13 protein-coding genes are annotated in these 21,113 nt (G+C 61.7%); 8 read left to right on the plus strand and 5 right to left on the minus strand.

From position 1 onward, the window contains the following. Positions 1-447: 447 nt before the first annotated feature. Positions 448-1,644, minus strand: coding sequence for a sensor histidine kinase (locus tag JO015_11530; GenBank protein MBV9999728.1), 1,197 nt, complete (start codon positions 1,642-1,644; stop codon positions 448-450). 291 nt (positions 1,645-1,935) lie between these two features. After that, positions 1,936-3,066 carry an AI-2E family transporter gene (locus tag JO015_11535; protein ID MBV9999729.1) on the minus strand — a complete coding sequence of 377 codons (1,131 nt, stop codon included), beginning with the start codon at positions 3,064-3,066 and terminating at the stop codon, positions 1,936-1,938. Positions 3,067-3,434: 368 nt separating this feature from the next. Between JO015_11535 and JO015_11540 the strand changes: the two genes are divergently transcribed. The 4 genes from JO015_11540 (at position 3,435) to JO015_11555 (ending at position 9,131) form a co-directional block, all read left to right on the plus strand. Continuing rightward, complete coding sequence (locus JO015_11540; GenBank protein MBV9999730.1) at positions 3,435-3,806, plus strand: hypothetical protein; 372 nt, start codon at positions 3,435-3,437, stop codon at positions 3,804-3,806. 16 nt (positions 3,807-3,822) lie between these two features. Further along, positions 3,823-4,563, plus strand: a complete 741-nt coding sequence (locus JO015_11545; GenBank protein MBV9999731.1) for a hypothetical protein — start codon at positions 3,823-3,825, stop codon at positions 4,561-4,563. 170 nt (positions 4,564-4,733) lie between these two features. Further along, the gene (locus JO015_11550) at positions 4,734-6,854 is read left to right on the plus strand and encodes a hypothetical protein (protein ID MBV9999732.1); all 2,121 of its coding nucleotides are present in this window, start codon (positions 4,734-4,736) and stop codon (positions 6,852-6,854) included. A gap of 402 nt (positions 6,855-7,256) precedes the next feature. Then, complete coding sequence (locus tag JO015_11555; GenBank protein MBV9999733.1) at positions 7,257-9,131, plus strand: PEGA domain-containing protein; 1,875 nt, start codon at positions 7,257-7,259, stop codon at positions 9,129-9,131. Between the two features lie 285 nt (positions 9,132-9,416). Here the strand turns inward: JO015_11555 and JO015_11560 are convergent, their stop codons facing one another. The 3 genes from JO015_11560 to JO015_11570 all read right to left on the minus strand — a co-directional run bounded on the left by JO015_11560 (position 9,417) and on the right by JO015_11570 (position 14,185). After that, the gene (locus JO015_11560; protein MBV9999734.1) at positions 9,417-9,833 is read right to left on the minus strand and encodes a response regulator transcription factor; all 417 of its coding nucleotides are present in this window, start codon (positions 9,831-9,833) and stop codon (positions 9,417-9,419) included. A 76-nt stretch (positions 9,834-9,909) separates the two neighbouring features. Further along, complete coding sequence (locus tag JO015_11565) at positions 9,910-10,353, minus strand: response regulator transcription factor (protein ID MBV9999735.1); 444 nt, start codon at positions 10,351-10,353, stop codon at positions 9,910-9,912. A gap of 109 nt (positions 10,354-10,462) precedes the next feature. Next, positions 10,463-14,185 carry a PAS domain-containing protein gene (locus tag JO015_11570; protein ID MBV9999736.1) on the minus strand — a complete coding sequence of 1,241 codons (3,723 nt, stop codon included), beginning with the start codon at positions 14,183-14,185 and terminating at the stop codon, positions 10,463-10,465. Positions 14,186-14,458: 273 nt separating this feature from the next. On the opposite strand from JO015_11570, the gene JO015_11575 reads away from it, so the two are divergent. The 4 genes from JO015_11575 (at position 14,459) to lon (ending at position 21,097) form a co-directional block, all read left to right on the plus strand. Then, complete coding sequence (locus JO015_11575) at positions 14,459-17,104, plus strand: DEAD/DEAH box helicase (protein ID MBV9999737.1); 2,646 nt, start codon at positions 14,459-14,461, stop codon at positions 17,102-17,104. A 125-nt stretch (positions 17,105-17,229) separates the two neighbouring features. Further along, on the plus strand, positions 17,230-18,009 hold the full coding sequence (locus JO015_11580; GenBank protein MBV9999738.1) for a sugar phosphate isomerase/epimerase: 780 nt from the start codon (positions 17,230-17,232) through the stop codon (positions 18,007-18,009). A 66-nt stretch (positions 18,010-18,075) separates the two neighbouring features. Next, positions 18,076-18,510: an Hsp20/alpha crystallin family protein gene (locus JO015_11585; GenBank protein MBV9999739.1), complete on the plus strand. Its 435-nt coding sequence runs from the start codon at positions 18,076-18,078 to the stop codon at positions 18,508-18,510. Positions 18,511-18,595: 85 nt separating this feature from the next. Further along, positions 18,596-21,097 (plus strand): endopeptidase La, encoded by a 2,502-nt coding sequence (gene lon, locus JO015_11590; GenBank protein MBV9999740.1) that lies wholly within the window; start codon positions 18,596-18,598, stop codon positions 21,095-21,097. Positions 21,098-21,113: the final 16 nt, after the last annotated feature.

The raw sequence follows: 21,113 nt of genomic DNA on the forward strand, positions 1-21,113 counted from the left end.
TCCGTGGCTGGTTAAATCGACCTTAGGCCCAACGGGCCGTGGGACCTTAGCCCAGGGTAAACCCCTTGTTGTTGCCCACATCTGGGAGCTCGTTTTCACAAGTGGTTGTCCCCCAACTACCTGCATAACGCGTGTTCAGAAGAACATCCCATTGTAACGTGCTGGGACGCAAGGGGTTGCAAAGATGTGGGTAAAGACAAGGGGTAAACCCTGGGCTAAGGTCCTTTGGCCCTTCAGGCCATCAAACCATCTTCCGGCCTGTTGGACCTACGACTGGTTATACGGTCTAATAGGTGTAACTCCGGCAGGGCACCTGGGAAGGAGGACGAAAATTTACCTCCATGGCCGCCAAATGGTGAAAGGCATACGGCGTGTGCCCACCCTGCCCGTCCTGAACGAGCGCCGCGCCGTGGGGTGCATTCGCGCAAGGGGGGTAGCCCTCGCCGGCTACGCAGGCGGGACCGGGTTCGCCTTTGAGGGAAGGATCACCTCAAAACGGCTGCCTTGCCCGAGTTGTGACTGGACGTGCACTTCCCCTCCGAGCATGCCGGCCAGGCGACGGCTGATGGTTAAACCGAGGCCGGTGCCCTGAACCCCTGGAGGCGGTGTGCCGCGTCCGAATTCGGCAAAGACGGCTTCGAGGTTTTCAGGGGCGATACCGATACCGTTGTCCTCGACAATGATTGACCACCAGCGGGAGTCTCGCGGTGCGAACACCAGCCGGACCCAGCGCTTCGCCTTTTTGGGGTCGTGGTATTTGATGGCATTGGAAACCAGGTTGCCGACCACCTGCCGGAGCCGGCGACGATCACTCTCGACCTTCTTCAGGCTGGCGTCGATCCGGAGTTGGAGGTCGACGCCCGTCTCCCGCGCGTAGAGCCGCCAGGCCGCAATCGCATCTTCTGCAAAGTTTCGGACCTCGAACGTTTCCCATTCGGGGTGCGCGCCGCCTGCCAGGAGCAATCCATATTCCCGTAATTCCTCCAGCAGGGCAGCCATGTCCGCCACGTTGCGTTCACAGAGGGTAAGCATCCGGCGTCGTTCGGTTTCACCCATCCCCTGAAGCCCGGCGGAAATCGCAAAGCCCAGGGCCTGCAGGAGCCCGCCGAGTTCATGGGTGGCGGCCCGCAAAAGCTGCAAGCGTGACGCGTCGATTTCCGCCAGCCGCTGGTTGGCGGTCGCCAGGCATGCGGCCGCTTCTTCGAAAAAGCGTTCGGTCGAAGCCACGGCGGCATCCTCGAAAAAACGGAATAACAGGTCCCGCGCCGGTTTGAGCTCCGTTTCGTTCAGCTCATGCTGCTGCGCGAAGGCGTCCAAGGTCTCAAAGAGAATGATCCGCTGCAGGACACCAAACTCACGAAGCACTTCCCCCGGCCGATAACCTTGCCGTCCACGTTGGCCGCCGTGCTCCCTGGCCGCCTCCATGACCGCCGTCCTGGGCCCGATGCCATCCTGTTCGCGCAAGTAGCGCCCCAGATCGTCGAATACTTTGGGCAGGTGATCGGCTAACTCCTCATCGCTCAGGTGACGGCTCGACGGGAGATCAGAGCTTTGCCGCACGGCATCCAGCCAGAGGCGGGTAAGGCGTTCGCGTTCGTTATTCAGGTGGGCGGTTAGCCTGGGTAGTAGTTCTTCGAGAACCATTAACGGATGAAAAGGTGTTCGCCCGATGCGTTCATGCCTGATGAAAAGGAGCAGGGCCGGTAAACGCAAGCCTTTGTACGTGTTTTCCGCGTCCCGCCAGCATTAAGGCAGACCTCTCATATTCACCGTGGCCGGAATAAGTTGGAACGAACCACGGACGGACGGCATAACAAAGCCGGGTTCGGTCTCCCGTGCCGGCGGGACGCAATACCATGTTTCACCGGGAGAGGCCTGCGGCGAGGGCGGTTGGCCTGGGCTCCCGGTCACCCCTGGCGGGGAGGCGCGAGCGGGTCAATCAGCCCCTTCTTTTGCCCGCCGGGTTACGATTTCCCGCGCCTCTGCGTCGAACTGCCGCTTATCTTCATGGCGGCGGTGATGCAGGTAAAACTCGCCGATCAGGATTTTGCAAAGCGCCGCAGCCGGCACCACCAGGAAAGCGCCGACGGCGCCGAACAACGTTCCCATTGCAAGGGTGAAGAACATGATGATGACGGGATGAAGGTCCATTTGTCTGCCCATCACAAACGGAATCAGCACGTTGGTTTCCACCTGCTGGACGAAGAGAATGGCCAGCAAGGCCAGGAAAAAATGGCTGACTCCCAGGCTGGCCGCCACCAGTAGGGCAGGGACGGCGACAACCACAGGACCGACGATCGGCACGAATTCACCGATGAAGGCGAACACCCCGAAAACGTAGGCCGGTTGCACCCCGACCCAGGCCAGCAGAAGCCCGGTCGTGATGGCGGTGATGACCCCGTTTATCAAGACGCCCCTGGCCCAGGCGTTCATCTGCTCCATCATCCTTAGAAGCGCCCGCCGCGCCTGGGTGCGGTACCGGGGGGAGACAACCTCCAGGAAGCTGGCCACCAGCGGTTGCGGGTTGACGAGCAGGAACACCAGCACGAGCGCGGCCAGCGCCACCAGAATCGAGCCGCCCACAACGCTGAGGGTGGATCGCAGCAGGAAGGTAGCCAGACCGCTGACCTGGGTACCCGCCGCTTGGACCAGATCGCCGGGTTGATCGGGAAAAATCTGTTGGATAAACGGGTAACGTTTCAAGAATTGATCGGCTTGCCCGTAAACGTGCCGCCAAAGCTCGGGGGCTTGTTGGATCAATTGCTGGACCTGATCCAAGAACGGCGGCAGGAGAAAGGAGAAGCCTGCGGCCAGCAAAGCCAGGGTGATCAGGCCGAGCAACGCGACCGCCAGGCCCCGCTTAACGCCGTGCCGCTGGAGCATGACAACGAATGGGTTGAACACCATCGCCAGGATGAGCGTCACGGCAAAAAGGATGAGGACAAACTGCAACCGCGTTGCCAGCATGAAGCCGATCAGCAACAGGGTGATCAGCCCGATCACCCGCCGCAGATCGCCGTAACTGAGCGGCCGGATGGAATCCGAATGGTTGTCTTGGTCCGACATGGTGCCAACAATGCAGGCTTAACCGTCACCAGCCAACTCCGGATGCATTTTCGGGGCTGAACGCAGGGGAACCCCTTTAGCAAATCCAACCCAGCAGGCGGGTGTTTGTTTGGATGGGCGTACGGACGTGACGCCTTAGGAGGGATTGGAGGGCCGGGGGGAACCAGCCGGGGAGGCCTTTCCACCGCGGGTGACCCAAATATAAAACAATATTATTTTAAGTTGCATTTTTTCGAGGCATTCGCTAAGCGTGCAAGGACTGGCGGCGCCATCGAGACCGTTCCGGTGCGCGACCCGGAGGGGTGGAGTTCCCGGCGCCGGTGGGAAGATACGCCTGCAAACTCGCGCGAATCGGTTCGCACCAAAAAATGATTACCTATGAAACCGGCACCCCCCATTTTGGCGGCCGAACCGTGGTCCGGCTATCCGCGAATGGTGAAGTGCTCGTCGAGCAGAACTGCGGCGGCCGACACAGCGGTTTTAACGAAAAGGCGGATCCGGCCGTGTACCGGGAAATCCTGGTACTCCTGAGAAAGGCGCGCCGGAGCGTTGCTGACCTGCCCGAACCTGTCCCGGTTCCCGGTGAAACCAGGGTCCGGCTGCGGGCCGCCACCCCGTCGGAGACGATCGACCTGGAATTTTGGAGTAACCAACGCTGGCGCGATCCTGCCGTGGACCGGTTGATCAGCCGTTTGGAACGGCTGGCGGTTGAATCCTCAGGGGGCATCATCCGTTTTTGAGGTTTCGCAACGCGGTATGCCAGATCCACACCTCCGCATCAGCCGGCGAGTCGCGGACGCGCCGTACGGCTGGGCGGCTTCTTATCGCGCGTTGCTTTCGCCGGGGCAGGTCGCCCTTGCTTTACGCTTGCAACTCCGGCCCTGGCCAGGAGTTACGAGCGCCGGCCTCGATCAGGTCCGACACGAGACCGAGAGGGCGGTTGCGCACTATTTCGACCAACGCTTTATCGTGGAGCAGGAAAGCGGCCGCCAACGACCGGTTCGAGTCCAGGTGGAATTTGTGGCTTCGGACCCGGACCTGAGCGTGGCTGTGCATGCCGGGTTCGGACGCGACAACTTGCAGCATTGGTTCGTGGACTCCGGGGTAATCGTCAGAGCGCACGAGGTGGGGCACGCTTTTGGCCTTAAAGACGAGTACGTGGATCCGTTGGCGGCCAACCGCGCGACCACAGGTACAGCGGGCGTCTTCCAGGACCACTCGTTGATGGGCGATTTTCAGCAGGAGGGCATCGCCTTGGCCGAGCTCAAACCCAGGCACGCCCTTGAGATCGTGCGTGGGTTGAGCGTCCACTTTGGAGGCGACTTCAACATCATGCCGGCCGGAGCTGCCGGCAGAGTGGCTCGCCTGCAAACCGGCTCTGAAGCAGCGACCAAGCCCGGCCCTGCGGTCGCCGGTATGCAATCTTTACGCGAGCTGGCCCGGGGCTTTGACGCGCCTCGCCCGGGTCAGGGTTGCTCGGGCCGGTTACGCCCGTGATCGGGTGATCACCGGGCCGGTCCGGGACCGGCCGAAAGCAGGGGAGCTTTTATGGGTTCCATAAAAAATAGAAGTTTGTTAAATGGTGACATAAAGGCTGGCTGGAAAGGCCTGCGCGAAACTAGGTACTAGACAAGCATATTGATCCCTTGGTCCCCCAATTTTCCGTTATGAAAACCGCGTTTTTGTTTGCGAGCTTGGCGCTGAGCGCCTTTGCCCTTGGCGGGCTTAGCCCGGCGCAGGATAATAATCAGCCGCCGCCCCAATCGGCTTCGCTGGAAGACGAGGTTGCGCAGTTGCAACGCCAGCAGCAAGTCATGCAGTGGCAACTGGATGATCTGCGCAAGCAGGTAGCGGCGTTACAGCAGGCCATCGACCGGCTTGGGCGGGGCGGTTCGGCCCAGACCGCGGAAAGCGCACCCGCACCCGAATCCCGAGGTCAAAACGGGCCTGGTCCCACGCCGGCAACGGCTTCGTCTGACGAAGGGCAAGGCGGCGGTAACGTGAATTCGTACGCCCTGTTCTACACCCGGCTCCAATCGCAAGGTAAATGGTTGCAAGATCCTAGTTACGGGTATGTCTGGCAGCCGTCGAGGGCCGCCGAGGATCAGAACTGGCGTCCGTACACCGACGGGCACTGGGTATACACCGACCGCGGCTGGACCTGGGTTTCAAACGAAGATTTCGGGTGGGCATGCTACCATTACGGCCGTTGGGCACGCCGCTCTGACACCGGTTGGGTCTGGGTGCCCGGAAACGAATGGGGGCCGGCCTGGGTTTCCTGGCGCGAGGGTGAGGGGCAAGGTCAAGACAGGGGGTATATCGGTTGGGCTCCGCTGCCGCCGGAGGCTGAGGTAAACCAGAACGTACGGATTGAGGGTTGGGCGGATAATTACTATGACATCGGCCCCGCAGCGTATGTTTTCGTGCGCGCCGCCGATCTGGCGCAGCCGAGTTACCGCCGGGTGGTCGTGCCGCCGACCGAAAACGAAACGATCATCGTCAACACGCGCAATGTAACCAACATCCGCTATAGCAACCGGGGCTTTGATGTAGGCGGCCCGGATTACACGCGTCTTGAGCAGGAAGCAAACGTACGCATCCCTCGTTACAACCTGGCTTACACCACGCCGGAACGGGGAGAGGACTTCAGGACGGTCGTTCGAGGAAACCAGCTGGAAGTCTACGCGCCGCCTCAGAGGTTGCAGGCAGAGTCCGCGGCGCGACCCGAGGTCGCACGGACGTTGACGCGGGCGACCATCGACCGGGGCTGGCGTGAATTGGATCAGACCCGAGCGGCGGAGTTACGGCAGACTTTTGAGCGCCAGGCACCGGTGCCGCCCGGGTTGCCGCCGAGCAGGGTGGAGCGGGCCCGGACGGCCGCCGGTGAAGTGGTGCAACCCGCGCAACCGGCAGGGGCTGCTCCTCAACCAGGGACCACTCCGGGCCAAGCCGTGGGCGCCGCAGCCCGTGAGGGCGCTACGCCGGCCCGGGCCATCGGTGCGCCGGCCCGGGAAGGAGCCACGCCCGCGCAGGCCGTAGGTGCGCCGGCCCGGGAAGGAGCCACGCCCGCGCAGGCGGTGGGCGCTCCGGCTCGGGAGGGCGCCACGCCCGCGCAGGCGGTGGGCGCTCCGGGTCGAGCCGGGACCCGCACTCCTCAGGCGGAAGCCACCCCCGCGCAGGCGGAAGCCACGCCCGCCGCACGAACGGCAGCAACGCCTCAGGGCCGCGCGGAACCGCAACGGGCAGCTTCTCCCGCGGTGGCCAGGGGCAACGCGACTCCTGAGCCGCGGCCGGCTAACCCGGACAACCGGCAGGAACGGGACCTGGAGCGACGAACAGAGAATGAAAACGGCCGCACGGGCGAGCCTGCACGAACGTCACGCGAAGCGGAACGGCCGGCCGTATCCGAACGTGCTACCGGAAACCAGCCTGCGCGTGAGCCGTCATCCAATACGAATGAAGAAAGATCACGGTCAACCCCCGCGGTCCGTGAGCAATCGGTGAACGCGCAGGAGAGGCGGGAAGCACCGAAACGCGAGGAGGAGGCCGCCGGCACGGAACGGTCACGAGAGACGTCGAGACGGGAAACCCCGGCCACCGGCACGGGCGAAGCTGAGAAGCCGAAACATGAAGCCGGCGAGCGCGGCGCGACGACCTCAGCACCCAAGCACGTCGACAAGGAGAATGGTGCATCCGAGCGCGAATCGCAGCACCATGAAGCGGCGCCTGCCAAGCATCATGCCGATGACGAAGGCAAGCATCACGAAGGTCCGGCAAAGTCCGAATAGGGCTAACTGACCGAACGTAAAGCACATGCCGGTGGCTGGTGCCGGGCCTATAGGCCTGCTCAACCGCCGGCAAACTTGTCTTTCTGGGCGGGTAGCAGCGCGGCCGTCCGAAGAAAGCCGGAATAACCCACCCGGCAGGGCTCCCAGAGTATCTGTTGAGAAGAGAAGGTAGCAATTGACAAACCCGGGATGAGATAGGTCGGTAGAGCCTACACGCAAAACGTGCCAACGGTTTCGTCAAAAGCATCGGACATGGGTATGGCAAGCAGAGTCGGGCCAGGTTTGCGACCGGCGATCAGAGCCGAGTGGCCGCCTTCGGCCTCCCGGTCAGGGGGGGTGGTTCCGTTCAGCGTTTTAGTCGGCGGCCGCTACCAGGTGCGGGAGAGTCTCGGCCCGGACCGTATGCTCGCTGATGATCTGCGGCTGGGTGTTCCGGTCGTCCTGCGAAAGGCCGGCCTTGCCTCTCGTCTCGCGGTTCCCTGGTGGCGTCGCCGGGCGCGGACATTCACTTGTCTGCGGCACCCGAACTACCTGAACGTCCTCGACCTGGTACGGGACGGGGGTGAAGAACTTGTCGTGACGGAACGCCCTTCCGGCCCGTCCCTGGCGGAATTGTTGCGTGCTGGGGTTCGCTTTACCCTGGAGGATGTGGTGCGGCTTTTGCCGCTGACGATTTTGGATGTCACGGCTGCGCTCACCGCTTCAAGGAAAGGGCCGACGGCCTCCGAAATGTTTGTCGAGGGACGCGACCGGCGGTGCGGCTTGGTAGAACTTGCGACGCAGCCGGTTTCAGATTGGCCGACTTTCCTGATTAAAGTCGATCTCTGGAACTTGATCCAGCCCGGGGCCGACTGCCGGGACAGACTGTCGTTCTGGCCACGCCGTCATTCTCCGGCCGTTGCCCTGGCGATTCGGTACACTGCGCGGCTGATCTATGAATTGTTGGGGGGTGCTCAGCGATCGCAGCGTCACGGGCGGCTGGTTCGATCCGGCTTCAAACCGATTCCCGGGCTGAAACCGGAGGCGAACGCGCTGCTTAAGCGGGTGATGAGCGGGCGCATGCGTTTTAACTCAAGCGAGGAGTTTCTCTGGGAGCTCGAAAAGGCCAACGGATTAACCTGGGAATTGGAGGTAGTGAGGATGGCCGGTTCGCCGTCGGGCATCGCCAGCGCGGCCGGGCGTGCGGCGCGTGCGGATGAAGGAGTGCCGTTGCTGCCGGCGGTCCTGCCATCCGACGCGGTCGCCCTTCCGGCCACGGCACGTGCTCAACTTCGCCCGGCTGCCGTTGGCGGGCCGACGTGGTCCAGCAGCGGGGTAACGGCCCTCGTTGCCGGTGCCTTTGCGGCGGCGATGGTCCTCGGCGCGGTCGTTTACGAACAACTGCATGGATCGCACCCTGCCCCCTTTGACACCACCTCACCTGGAACCGTTTCTCTCCAGGCTGAGCCGGACGGGGTGCAGGTCACCGTGGACGGCGCCGGGGTGATGGCGGCGCCGGCGTGGAAAGGCCAGTTGACTAAGGGTACCCATCGTATTCTGGTTTCGAAACCCGGCTTTGCTTCCCAGGAACTCAACGTGGAGGTCGAATCCGGGAAGCTTAAAGATCTTGGTACCGTCACGCTTGAACCCCTTTACGGAGGCTTGTCTTTAGCGGCTGATATGCCGCACACAGCTTACGAAGTGATCGGACCAAATTCGGAACGCTTCACGGGTTTGGCTCCGGTTACCCTGTCGCAGCTCGGACCGGGGCGCTACACGGTGCGCCTGCACTCGATAGGCTGGTCCGAATACCTTCAGACGGTGGACGTAACGGCCGGCCAGACGGCCAGTGTAAACCACACGTTCGCGGGCCAGCAGGATGACCAGGCTTTTGCCATGATGCCCGTTCCGTTCCCGGTTGCAAAGCCGCTGCCAAGCGTCGGACCGGAAGCCGAAGGGAATGACACCGGGGACGAAAGCGCGCCGCCGACGGCTGATCGGACCCGAACCCGCGCTCATTCCAGGACCCGGTTATCGAAAAACGAGGCTTTCCGGCAGTTTGAAGCGGCGTGGGACGCCAAAGAAAGAGCGGTTCAGTCCCAGATTGCGATGACGGATCGACGCCTGGGCGCAGCGTCGGGCGCTTCTCGTGAACAGCTCAAGGCGCAGCGAAGCTATCTGGAGCGCCGTCGGGATTACGTCCGGCAAATGCGTCGCTACCGGCGTTCCCAGTTGCGCCATCGCTACGGCGTGCCGGACCCGTTCATGGACCGAATCCGCAACGCGCTTGGGTTCTAGACAATGCCGCGAATGCCACAAGCGGAAAAATGCCACAAATGGAAGAGAGTGGCGGGTAACGGGTAACGACTGGCGGGTGTCGCGTCGAGTAAATGCCGCTGAGGGGTGACTTCGACGGCTCGTGCGCATGGCGTTGATTCCATACCGCCGGTGAAGCAGTTCTTCCCGGGCTGACGCGCGGCGCTCTTTACCGGGTACAGCTTCGGCTTGCGGTCTTCCATCCGCCACCCGGCATTCGTTACCCGCTACCCGTTACCTGTTACCCGGCACCCGTTTTGTGGCATTTTACCGGGGCGGGCGACTCACATACACTTGACCGGCCAGAACGGCATGGATTGCTGCGAAGAGGTGTTGAGCGGCCTTCTGCTTCATTACAAAGCCGTCGGCGCCGGCCCGAAGCACCGGAAAGGCGAAGACATCCTCCTCATGCATCGACAACACCAGGATACGCGTCTCCGGCACGCATTCGCGCAGTTGCCGGATAAGCTGCAAACTGTCCTCATTGCCAAGGGTGAGATCGACGATGGCGAGGTCCGGTTTCAAGCGGACGGCGGTTTCCGTCCCTTCATCAACGCTGGATGCATGCCCACAGACAACCAGGTCCTCACGCTGGTTGATCAACTGAGTCAGAGTCCTGCGTACCAGGAGGTTATCATCCACGATCAGGACCTTGGACCGGGCAACCGCCTCAGAAGCAGCCATTCCTACCATTACCGCACCTTTGCGGCTTGAGCAAAGAGAGAACCCTGCGAATGCCGGCGACCGGGAATCCCGGTGGTCAGGAGGCTGCGTCCGGTTCATCAGATTGCCGCTTCATCCTGTCGCTCAGGTAAACCCGGCCGGCGAGGACCTCGTCAACTGCGGTAAAGATCTGATAGACGGCGTCCTGTTTCATCACGTAGCCACGGGCTCCGGCGCGAAGCGCTTGAGGTGCATAAATTTCTTCGTCGTGCATCGAGAGCACGAGCACCGGGATATTCGGTTCGTCCTGACGCAGGTCGCGGATGAGTTCGAGTCCGTCGGCCTTTCCGAGCGTCAGGTCGACGATCATCAGATCCGGCTTCAAAAGGGAGGTCATTCTGCGTGCCTCTTCGACGCTTGACGCCTCGCCGCAGACGGCAAGATGTTTTTGTTGATTGATCAGGAGAGCCAGGCCCTTACGGATCACCGCATGATCATCGACGAGCATAATCCTCGCTTTCGGCAAGACGGGAGGATTCATGTATCAAATTCGTAAACGTGAATTCTGCTGTGACGAGGCGCCGCACTCCGGATAGGCTAGGGCAACCCGCCGGCTGACCGGGTGCAGGGCATGCTGCAGATCGCCTCCCTCATTTTTCATCACCCTCTTCGCCGAATGTTGCCGTGACGAGTGTACTGCCATCGGGAGCCTGATCGAAATGGAATTTTCCTCCGATGCTCTCGGCGCGATAACGCATGATCCTTAGGCCCATGCCGCGCGTAATCTGATCGGGGCCGGCAGGCTTCGGGCTGCCGGAGTCATCGTTGCCGATGAGAAGCCTGGCCCGCCCGGTTTGAGGATCCTGTTTATAGGAAATGGTGATACGGGTCGGCTTGGCGTGTTTCAACGCGTTGTTGATGGCCTCCTGGGCGATGCCGTAGAGCTGGGTAGCTCCCTCATCGCTACCGGCGGGCGGCAGGCACGGGTGGTCGCAACGGAACGTGCAGACAACTTTAAAAAGGCTGCTGACGTTGTTGGCCAGCGTTCCCATTGCAGTCTGGAACTGGTCCCCTTGCAGCTGCATCGGGTGCAAGCCCTTGGCCAAATCCCGGGTGAGCCCCGTCGCTTCGCTCACCTCAGTAACGAGTTGCTCCGCATTCTTCGTCGCTTCCGCGTAATTCTGGTGCTCTAACTGGTGATGGATCGTTTGCGCGACGAACGTAATGGCGGTCAGGTGCTGGCCGAGCCCATCGTGAAGCTCCTGCGCCATCCGCCGTCGCTCGCGTTCGCTGACGGCGAGTACCTGCTGTTCGACGCGTCGTCTTTCCGTCACGTCCTCGATCGCGAGTAAGATCAGCGGCGGCGTTTGGTCCTCCCCGTTGATCCGCCGGCCATTAAACAGGAGGCGCTTGCGTCCGATCTCCCGAAAGTTGTGCTCGATGACATAATCCTGGATCCGGTTCCCGGTTTCGACGACGTCCGCCAGAAACCGCCGGAGCCGGGGTATATCCCAATCACCATCGGCCAGGGTATGGAACGACCGGCCGAGGGTTTCCTGCGGAGCGGCGCCGATCAAGTTATAAAAAGCCGTATTCGCGGATTTCACCTTGAGCCCGGCATCCAAAACGACGAGCGGTTCACGAACGGTTTCGACCACGGCTTGCGAGAAATCCCGGGACCTCTTGAACGCCTCGAGGCTGCGCTTCAGGTCATCGATGTCCACGAGGTAAATTACGGCTCCGTCAATCTTATGCTCTGAGGTCCGGTAAGGGCGGATGCTCATGCTGTACCAGCGGCCTTCCTTATCCTGAACTTCTCTTTCCTTGCTTGTCACGGTTTGGATGACTTCGTCAACGAGGTGGGCGAAATCCGGTACCTGCAGGTTGGACCGGATGTCGCTGAAAGGCCGTCCGAGATCCGCCGGGATCAGGTTGAACAACCGCATGGCGATAGCGGTGAACCGCCGGATGCGCCCGTCACTGCCAAGCATGAGAATGGCGAAATTGATCGAGTTGACCAGGTTGATGAGGTCGTTGTTGACGTTCGCCAGCTCGGCGTTGCGGACTTGCAGTTCCTGATTGAGCGTGGCGAGCTCGTCATTATTGGTCTGAAGTTCTTCTTTTGCCGCTTCGAGTTCTTCGTTCGTCGACTGCAGTTCCTCGTTGCTGGAACGAATTTCTTCGTTGGCAATCTTGATCTCCTCGGTCGCCGCATCCTGTTCTTTGATGATGCTTTCGAGGTACTGCTGCGTGGTCGCCAATTCCTGCCGCAACGTTTCAACCTCGTGGGTTTGCGGCGTCCTCTCCTCTGCGGGCAAGGACGCGCGTTCAGACTCCGAGGAGGCCGCATGCGGGCCACCTGGCGTGGCGCGGTGGAAAAGGACCAGAAAATGGCGTTCCGAGGGTGCCGTGAGGGGCACCACTTCCAGTTCGAGTTCGTGGGTTAGCCCGTGTTCGCGGTAAGTTACGCGCTGAGTTCGAGCGATAAAATTCCGACGCGCGGCAGCGACCAGGCTGCGGACGTGGATGGCCAAGGGCTCCTTGATCAGTTTGAGCAGGTTGAAACTTGCCTTGCCGTAAGCCGGTTCGAAGTAGGCGTGACCCTGCCCGTGAAACTCGATCACCTCGAAACGGCTGTTTACCACCGCCCCTGGCGGCGCGTAACGTTGGATAAGCAACCGGTTTGCCTCCTGCACTATCTCCGGGCTGCCTGCCTCCTGCACGGTCCTGGACGGGTTGGCTCCCCCGGAACGGGCATAGGGGGGAAGGGGGTCAGGCGTTTTCGGGCTCGGCGCTTGCCGCCCCGGCCCTGAGGGGTGGCCGGTCGCCCGCGATTCGGAGCGCCCGCGAGAAGGAGCGTCTTGCCGGACGAAAATGCACGTTTCCTCGTCGAGGGGCGTGAAAAGGCCGGCAAATTCGTCCGCATTTTCCGAATGGCCGAGCACCAGGTGGCCACCGGGCCGCAAGGCATAGTGGAGGGTGAAACCGATCTTTCGCCGGAGATTCGGGCTCAGGTCGCTCAGCAGGTGGCGACAACTGATGAGATCCAGCCTTGAGAATGGTGGGTCTTTGACGAGGTTATGCCGTGCGAACACGATCTGTTCACGAATCGGTTTGGCGACCCGGTAACTCCGGCCGATGCGGGTGAAAAAGCGCCGGAGGCGTTCGGGCGAAACATCCAATGCGATGTTTTCGATGTAGGTGCCCTCCCGGGCGTGATCCAGTGCGGCGTCGCTCAAGTCGGTCGCGAAGATTTGAACGGGACAATGAGCCCGGTGCTGTTCGAGATACTCAGATAGACAGACGGCGAGTGAGTAGGCTTCCTCGCCCGTCGAGCAGCCAGGCACCCAGAGCCGCACGCCCTGGTCGCCGAGGCAATCTTTGACGATGCCGGGAAAAACGCGCCTTTTCAAAAACTCGAAGACGCCGGGATCGCGAAAAAAGCTGTTGACCTTAAGCAGGATCTCCTGGTGAAGGGTGACGAGTTCCCCTTCGTGGCCGTGCAGAAACCGCACGTAGTCCTCCACCCGGTCGATGTGCAGGAGGGCCATCCGCCTCAGCACCCGCCGCTGAATCGTCGTCGGAGGATAGTGCATGAAATCCGCCCCGAAAATACTCCTCAGGAGTATCAGCACGCGCAGCATTTCCGCACCGTGACGATCATCGCCGCCCGCGCCTGCGGCGCTTTTCTTTGCGCCCGCTTTTCCCACCTTCGCTTCCGCTGCCCCTTCGGAGGCCGGCGCCTTTACCGGCCGCTTGCGGCTGTAAGGGTGCCGGCTGATCCTGCCTAACTCCCCGGCTATTCCTGCCGGGGCTAGTACAAAATCCACGCAACTGGTGCTGATGGCCGCGGCCGGCATGCCGGGATTCCCGGCGGAAGCCGGTTCCTGACAAAACGTGATGCCGCCTTCAGCTTTGACGGTCTGTACGCCTAAGGCCCCGTCGCTGCCGGGCCCGGAAAGGATGACGGCGATGGCGCGGTCATGGCGGTCAGCGGCCAGGGCCCGGAGAAAGATGTCAACCGGCATGGGCTGGCCGTCAAACGACGTACGCGGGCTGAGCCGCAGAATACCGTCTTCAATGACCATGTCAGCGCCCGGCGGAATGACGTAGACGTGATTTGCCTCGACGCGGCCTTCGTCGCTGGCCTCTTTGACGGGCATTCCGGTCTTTGACCCGAGCGTGCCCACGGCGTCGGAGGTGCTTTCGTCGCTCGGGTCAAGGTCTTGAACGAGCACAAAAGCCATGCCGGTCTGCTCAGGCAGGTTTTCGAGAAATGCGGTGATGGCGTCGAAGCCGCCGGTCGAAGCCCCGATCCCGACCACGATCAGGTCGGCGTCAACTCCGGCGGAGACGCCAGCGGGTCGGGGCACCGGCTCGGAGGCGGATGCGGCCACCTCAGGCCCGGCCGGATCTGCCGGAACGGCCGGGGGCGCGGGCCGTTCCTGCCGAGACGATTTTGAATCGATGCCTTTGTTTGCCTTCCGGGCCATGATCTACTCCTTGCAACCATGGTCGGCTCTGTGGGGTGCAGTGGATTGCCGGACGACTCCAGCAGGGTGACTCCTCATTTCTCAGGCTTCTGCCGGACAACAACCATAAAGTAACATAAATATAAATGCGTTGGGGATAGCTAACGTGCAAAAATGACACAGGACCAACCCGGTGCGTACCGTATTGCTCAGGGGGAGCCGAACGTCGGTGCGCGTCTCTCGCCAGTCGTCGCCACCTGGTTCGAGCGTCGCTTTCGCGAATTCAGTGAGGCCCAGCAGTTGTGCATTCCGCGGATCCTTGCCCGGGAGTCAGTGCTCCTGAGTTCACCGACCGGCAGCGGCAAAACGCTGGCGGCATTTCTGGGCATTATCGACGACCTCGTGCGGGAAACGCGAGTTTCGGGGCCGGCGCGCCGGTGCCGGGGAAGAATCGTGCAGGATCCCTCCGGGACCGCCGGCCGCAACGGTCGACCGCCGGATTCGGCCGTGCCGGGCGGACCAGGCATTCACGCCATTTATGTTTCGCCCTTGCGTGCCCTCACTTACGATCTCCAGAAAAACCTGCAACAACCGCTGGCCGAGATGGGCCTTGACGGGCAGATCCGGGTGGCCATGCGGACCAGCGATACGCCTGCCGGGGAGCGCCGGGCCATCAGGCGCCATCCACCCGAGATCCTGCTCATCACCCCGGAAAGTCTGGCCATCATCCTCTGCCAGAACGATTATCGCGAGAGTTTACGCGGCTGCCGTTACGTCGTGATTGACGAATTGCACGCGATCGCCGAGAACAAGCGCGGCGTCGACCTGGCCTTGTCGATGGAGCGGCTGGAAGCTTTGTGCGAACGGCCCTTATGCCGCGTCGGGCTGTCGGCCACGGTGGCGCCCTTGGAGCGGATGGCCGCCTTCCTCGTCGGACCCCGGCGGGCCTGCTGGATCGCGAATGCGCAGGTTGCCCGCAGGCAGGTCATCGAGGTTTTCTCACCGGTTCGCAAACAGCCTTATCCCCCGGCCGGTTTCAGCGGCACCCGGATTTTGGAAGAAGCCAAGCGGCTCGTCGAAAAATCCCAATCGGTCCTGGTTTTTTGCAATACCCGGTCCGGCGCAGAGAACATCGGCCTGCGCCTGAAACAGCTCCTGCCGGAGCTGGCCGGCCGGATCGAGATCCATCACTCGTCGCTGGACCGCAGCGTACGCCTGCAGGTGGAGGATCGGCTCAAGAACGGGGAACTGCGCGCCGTGGTCTGTTCGACCAGCCTTGAAATGGGCATCGACGTCGGGGCGATCGACCTGGTGATCATGGTCTCGACGCCGAAAGGGATCTCGCGGACCTTGCAGCGGCTCGGCCGAGCCGGCCATTCCATCCACCAGACCAGTTACGGCGTGCTGGTCGCGACCAACATCAACGACCTGATCGAATGCGTCGTCACCGCACGGCTCACGCGTGAGCGCCGGCTCGATCCGGTCCGGATCCCTGAGCTTTGTTGGGACGTGATCGCGCAGCACGTGGTCGGTATGGCGATGGCTGCGCCGATGATTCATCGCGAGGAGGTGTTGGCCGTATTGCGAAGGGCCTGGCCTTGCCGCGCCCTTACCGCCGAAGGGTTGGAGCAGGTTCTGACTTATCTGCAGGGGGGAGGCAGGCGTTTGTCCGCTCAGTACGCGGACGTGTTTGGTAAGATCGTGATCCGGGAGGACCGGATCAGCCTGCCCTCGCGGCGGGTCGAACGCGAGTACCTCATGAACGTCGGCACAATCCCGGCCGAGGGCGTTATCACCGTGTTCCTGGGCCGCCAAAAACTTGGGCAGCTCGAGGAAGGCTTTATCAAGAGGTTAAACCTGGGCGATCGCTTCGTGCTGGCCGGCCGGATCGTGCAACTCGTCGAGACCAATGCCTGTTATGTGAAGGTGAAAGCCGCCGGCGGCAAAGGACCGATCGTCCCCTCCTGGAATGCGGGCCGGATGCCGCTGACTTCCGGGATTGCGCAGGAAGTGGTGCGTTTCCGGACCGAGATTAATCGTCGTCTTGACCGGCAGGATCCCGGCCTGCTCGACTGGCTCGTCGAAACGGAGGAAATCAGTGCCAGCAACGCCGAAGCCATCATCGCGCATTTCCAGGCGCAACGCCGTTTTTCGCGGGTGCCCGTCGAACGCTTATTGCTCATCGAATGTTATCAGGGCGAGGACGGCTTGCTGAATTACTTTTTCCATTCCCTCATCGGGCGAAGCGGCAACGATGCCCTGTCACGCATCATCTCCTACCGCATGAAGCAGGTCGTCGGGGGGAATGCGATGGTCACGGTCGACGATTACGGCTTTCTTCTGAGCTTGCAGCCTTTTCAGCGCATGACGCTGCCTCAGTTGCGCCAGCTCATCCGGGTCGAGGGCGCCGCCGAAGCCCTGGAGCGCGCCCTTCGTGATTCCGAACTGGTCCGATGGCAGTTCCGCGGAGTCGCACAAACGGGGTTAATGGTGCCGCGCAACCGGCCGGGCGGTGAACGCCGGCTCCGGCAAATCCGCTGGAACGCCGAGATCCTCTTCCGGGTGCTCCAGGAACACGAGCCGGACCATCCGTTGTTGCAGGAGGCGTACCGCCAAGCCGAATACACGTTTCTCGACGCCGAGCGGGCCTTCGCCTTCCTGGACGAGGCGCCCGGGTACGAGTGGGATTTGCGGGAAGTGCCGGCCGTGAGCCCTTTCGCATTAGGGATGTACGTGAGCCAGATCCGTGAAGCGATGCTGCACGAGAGCCCTGAAGAAGCCATCGAGCGCCTCTATCACCAGATGTACGGCAACGAGTGACGGGTAACTGGTAACTCGTACCCGGCGGCTGGTGCCGGCAAGACGAAAGGCGCTGCTGTGCGTTATGCCTTGCGAGCTGCCCGTCACCCGTTATCAGTTACCAGTTACCAGTTACTCGTTACACTATGAAACTTTCCCAGGTTGCTGCGCAACTCTACACGGTCCGGGATCACGTGCTCGACCCGTCGGGATTCTCACGCGCCATTGAGCGCCTAAAATCAATCGGCTACTCCGCCGTGGAGCTGATCCCGTCGGATAAAGTTAAGGATCAGGAGATCGCCAGGATCTGTAACGATGCGGGGATGGCGGTGGCCGCTGCGCACGTGCACCAAAGCGTGCTCATCGCTCATCCGGAAGCCATCGTGGACAAACTGCAGGTCATCGGGGCCAAGCTCGCCGTGTACGCTTACCCGGCGGAGGTTGACCTGAGTTCGCGGCTGGACATCGAGCAATTAGGCAACCGGCTTGAACAGAGCGCGGAAACGTTGGGCCGGGCCGGGCTGAAGCTGGCGTACCATAATCACGCGATCGAGTTTTCCCGGGTCGATGGGGAACGTGTCTTGAACATCCTGCGCGGAGCGGCGCCGACGTTGAGTTTTGAGCTCGACGCCTACTGGGCGCAATATGGCGGCGTCAGTCCGGAACGTTGCATCCGGGAGCTTCGAGGCAAATTAGCGGCCCTTCACCTGAAGGATTACGGGTTCGATCTCAAAAACAATCAGCCTTTTATGGCGGAAATCGGGACGGGCAATCTGGATTTTTCAGTCCTTGTGGCGGAGGCGGAACGTGTCGGGTGCGAGTGGTTCGTCGTGGAACAGGATGTCACCCCTGGCGACCCGTTTGACTCCCTGGCGCACAGTTTCCGGTACGTGCAGGACAACCTGGCGGTGCGGAACGGCCGGTAAAGTTCGGAGTTCGGAGCTCCGAGCTCCAAACCCTTGCGCCGTGGCTGCCGTGTGACATTATCCTGAGTGAGCCGTAGAATTCGCGACATCCGGTTACGCCGACTCCAGGGGCAACTCGGCGAGGTGGCGTACCAGATTACAAAAGTCCATTTCTCGCATTTTCAAGATCCGGAGCCTGTCTGGCGTCCGGCCGTGAATATTTTTCAGTGTGACAACTCCCTCAGGGTCTGCCTGGAGTTGGCGGGAATCGAGCCGGGGCAGGTGGACGTGGAGGTCCAGCCCGGACGTCTTTTGGTGCGCGGCTACCGCAATCCGCCCGAGCCAGCCATCATGAAAGCGCACGAACAGACCGCTCGCATGCGGGTCCTGGCGATGGAAATTAATTATGGCGCGTTTGCTCGTGAAATTTCGTTGCCGCTCGACCTGGAGATCGAGCGCATCCAAACCGAATGGTTGGACGCGATGTTGTGGATTGTGCTGCCGCGTCGTGCCCACGCCTGAGAGCCGGGCGACTAAGGGGGTTTCGCGACGGTGATCACGACTTTTTGCGCTGGCCTGCGTGAACGCTTTTGGCTTTTGAATAACCATGTCCGACGATTTGGAAAGCCGCAGTACCGCTGACTCCAACCAACCGGCCGCGAAAGCGCCGGGGAGTGAGGCGAACGATAACACGAACCGGGAAGGGGGTTATTCTTCCGAAGAGGGCGCCGAGCTGGTCAGGGTCACGCCTTCGTTCGTGCTTCCTATCCTTCCGGTACGCGGCCTGGTGCTTTTTCCCGGCAGCGTCGTACCGCTGACGATCGGCCGCCCTTCCGCCCTGAAACTGGTCGATACCGAATTGCCCGACAACAAACAACTCGGGCTGGTGGCGCAGCGTTCGGAAGAGCAGGATCGTCCCGGACCGGCCGATCTTTACGAGGTCGGCGTGTCGGCGCAGGTGTTGAGATTGATCCGCCAGCCCGACGGAACGGTGGCGTTGTTCGTCCAGGCTCAGCAGCGGGTACGGATTCGCGCGTTTGAACAGACGGAGCCTTACCTGCGCGCGTTTGTTGAGCCGGTCGCGACCATTCAGCCGCCGCCCGATGACAAGCAGCTGCAAGCAGCTTTCAACCACCTGCGTGATTCCGCCACGAGGCTCCTGGATCTTTCCCCGGAAACTCCCGAGCAGATCCGGAGCCTGCTGGCCAATCTCAGCTCGCCGGAACAGCTGGCGGACATCCTGGCCGGCAATCTCGGCGCTGAGCCGGCCAGGAAACAAGCCATTCTGGAAGAGCCCGATTTACTGAAACGGATCCAGGCAGTGCAGGAGATTCTGCAGCGCCAGATTGAGATTGCCGAACTTCAGCAGAAACTCCGGGAGAATGTAGAAGGCCGTTTTTCGGACACGCAGCGCCGGGCGTACCTCCGTGAACAGCTGCGCGCCATCCAGAAGGAACTTGGGGAAGAAGAACCCGAAGGGGAGGAGCAGGCCGAACAGCTTCGCCATAAACTCAGGGAAGCGGGTGCACCCCAATACGTGCTCGACGCCGCCGACCGGGAACTGAAACGCCTTGCGCACATCCCGAGCGCCAGCCCGGAGATGTCGGTCATCATTTCCTATGTGGAAATGCTGGCCGATATGCCGTGGGCAAAAGGAACTGAGGATCATACCGATCTGGCCAAAGCCCAGGAAATCCTCGACCGCGACCATTTTGGCCTGGAGAAGGTAAAGCGGCGGATCATCGAATTTCTGGCGGTGCGCAAGCTTAAGCCGGAGGGACGCAGCCCGATCATCTGTTTCCTGGGCCCTCCCGGCGTCGGTAAAACCAGCCTGGGCCAATCCATCGCGGATGCGCTCGGCCGCAAGTTCTCCCGTATCTCGTTGGGCGGGATTCGGGACGAAGCGGAGATCCGCGGTCACCGCCGAACGTATATCGGCGCAATGCCGGGCCGGATTGTTCAGGAAATCCGCCGTCTCGGCGTGCGCAATCCCGTCCTGTTGCTGGATGAGCTTGACAAGGTGGGTTCGGACATACGAGGCGATCCCGCGAGCGCTTTGCTCGAGGTCCTGGATCCGCGCCAGAACAACACGTTTACGGACCGTTATCTTGATGTCGCGTTTGACCTCAGCCACGTCATTTTTATCGGGACAGCCAATTACGTCGAGGGCATTCCCGCGCCGTTGCGCGACCGCATGGAGATGATCTCGATTCCCGGCTATACCGAAGCCGAGAAGCTGAACATCGCACTGCGGTACCTGGTGCCGCGCCAGCTCGACGAGCATGGCCTGAAACCGGAGCAGTGTATTTTTGAAGAGGCCGCCCTTCAGGTGATCATCCAGGAATACACTTACGAAGCCGGCGTCCGTGACCTGGAACGCCGGATCGGAGCCGTTTGCCGGTCCGTCGCTGCCGAGATCGCCAAAGGCGCCGTTACGCAGGTAAGCGCCACCCCATCGATGGTTCGCCGCATTTTGGGCAATGCCTCGCGCGCGGTTCGCGAAGAGCGGCTCTCCCAGGATCTGGTGGGCGTCGTCACCGGCCTGGCTTATACGCCGACCGGTGGCGATATCCTGTTTGTGGAAGCGACACGATACCCCGGCAAAGGCGGCTTGTTGCTGACCGGGCAGGTCGGCGACGTGATGAGGGAATCCATGCAGGCGGCTTACAGCGTGGTGCGGAGCCGCGCCGAGAGCCTCGGCATCGACCCGACGCTGTTCGCCACCAGCGACGTGCACATCCATGTGCCCAGCGGTGCGGTGCCGAAAGACGGTCCGAGCGCCGGGATCGCCATCACGACCGCGATCGCCAGTTTATTCAGCGGGCGGCCGGTTCGCAGCGACGTGGCAATGACTGGTGAAATCACTTTGCGAGGAACCGTCTTGCCGATCGGTGGCCTGAAGGAGAAAAGCCTTGCGGCGCTCCGGGCCGGCATCCGCCGGGTACTCATGCCGTACCAGAATGAGAAGGATCTCGAAGATATTCCGGCCGAAGCTCGCAAACAGCTCGAATTCCAGCCCGTCCGCACCATCGACGAAGTGCTGGCTGCGGCGTTGCGCCAGACCAGCGGCGACGGCAAGGGCGGCCCGGCGAGTCAGGACGCGGGATAAATTTTATCCCGGCGGG

Source organism: Verrucomicrobiota bacterium, assembly GCA_019247695.1.
In the GTDB taxonomy this organism is placed as follows: Bacteria; Verrucomicrobiota; Verrucomicrobiia; order Chthoniobacterales; family JAFAMB01; genus JAFBAP01.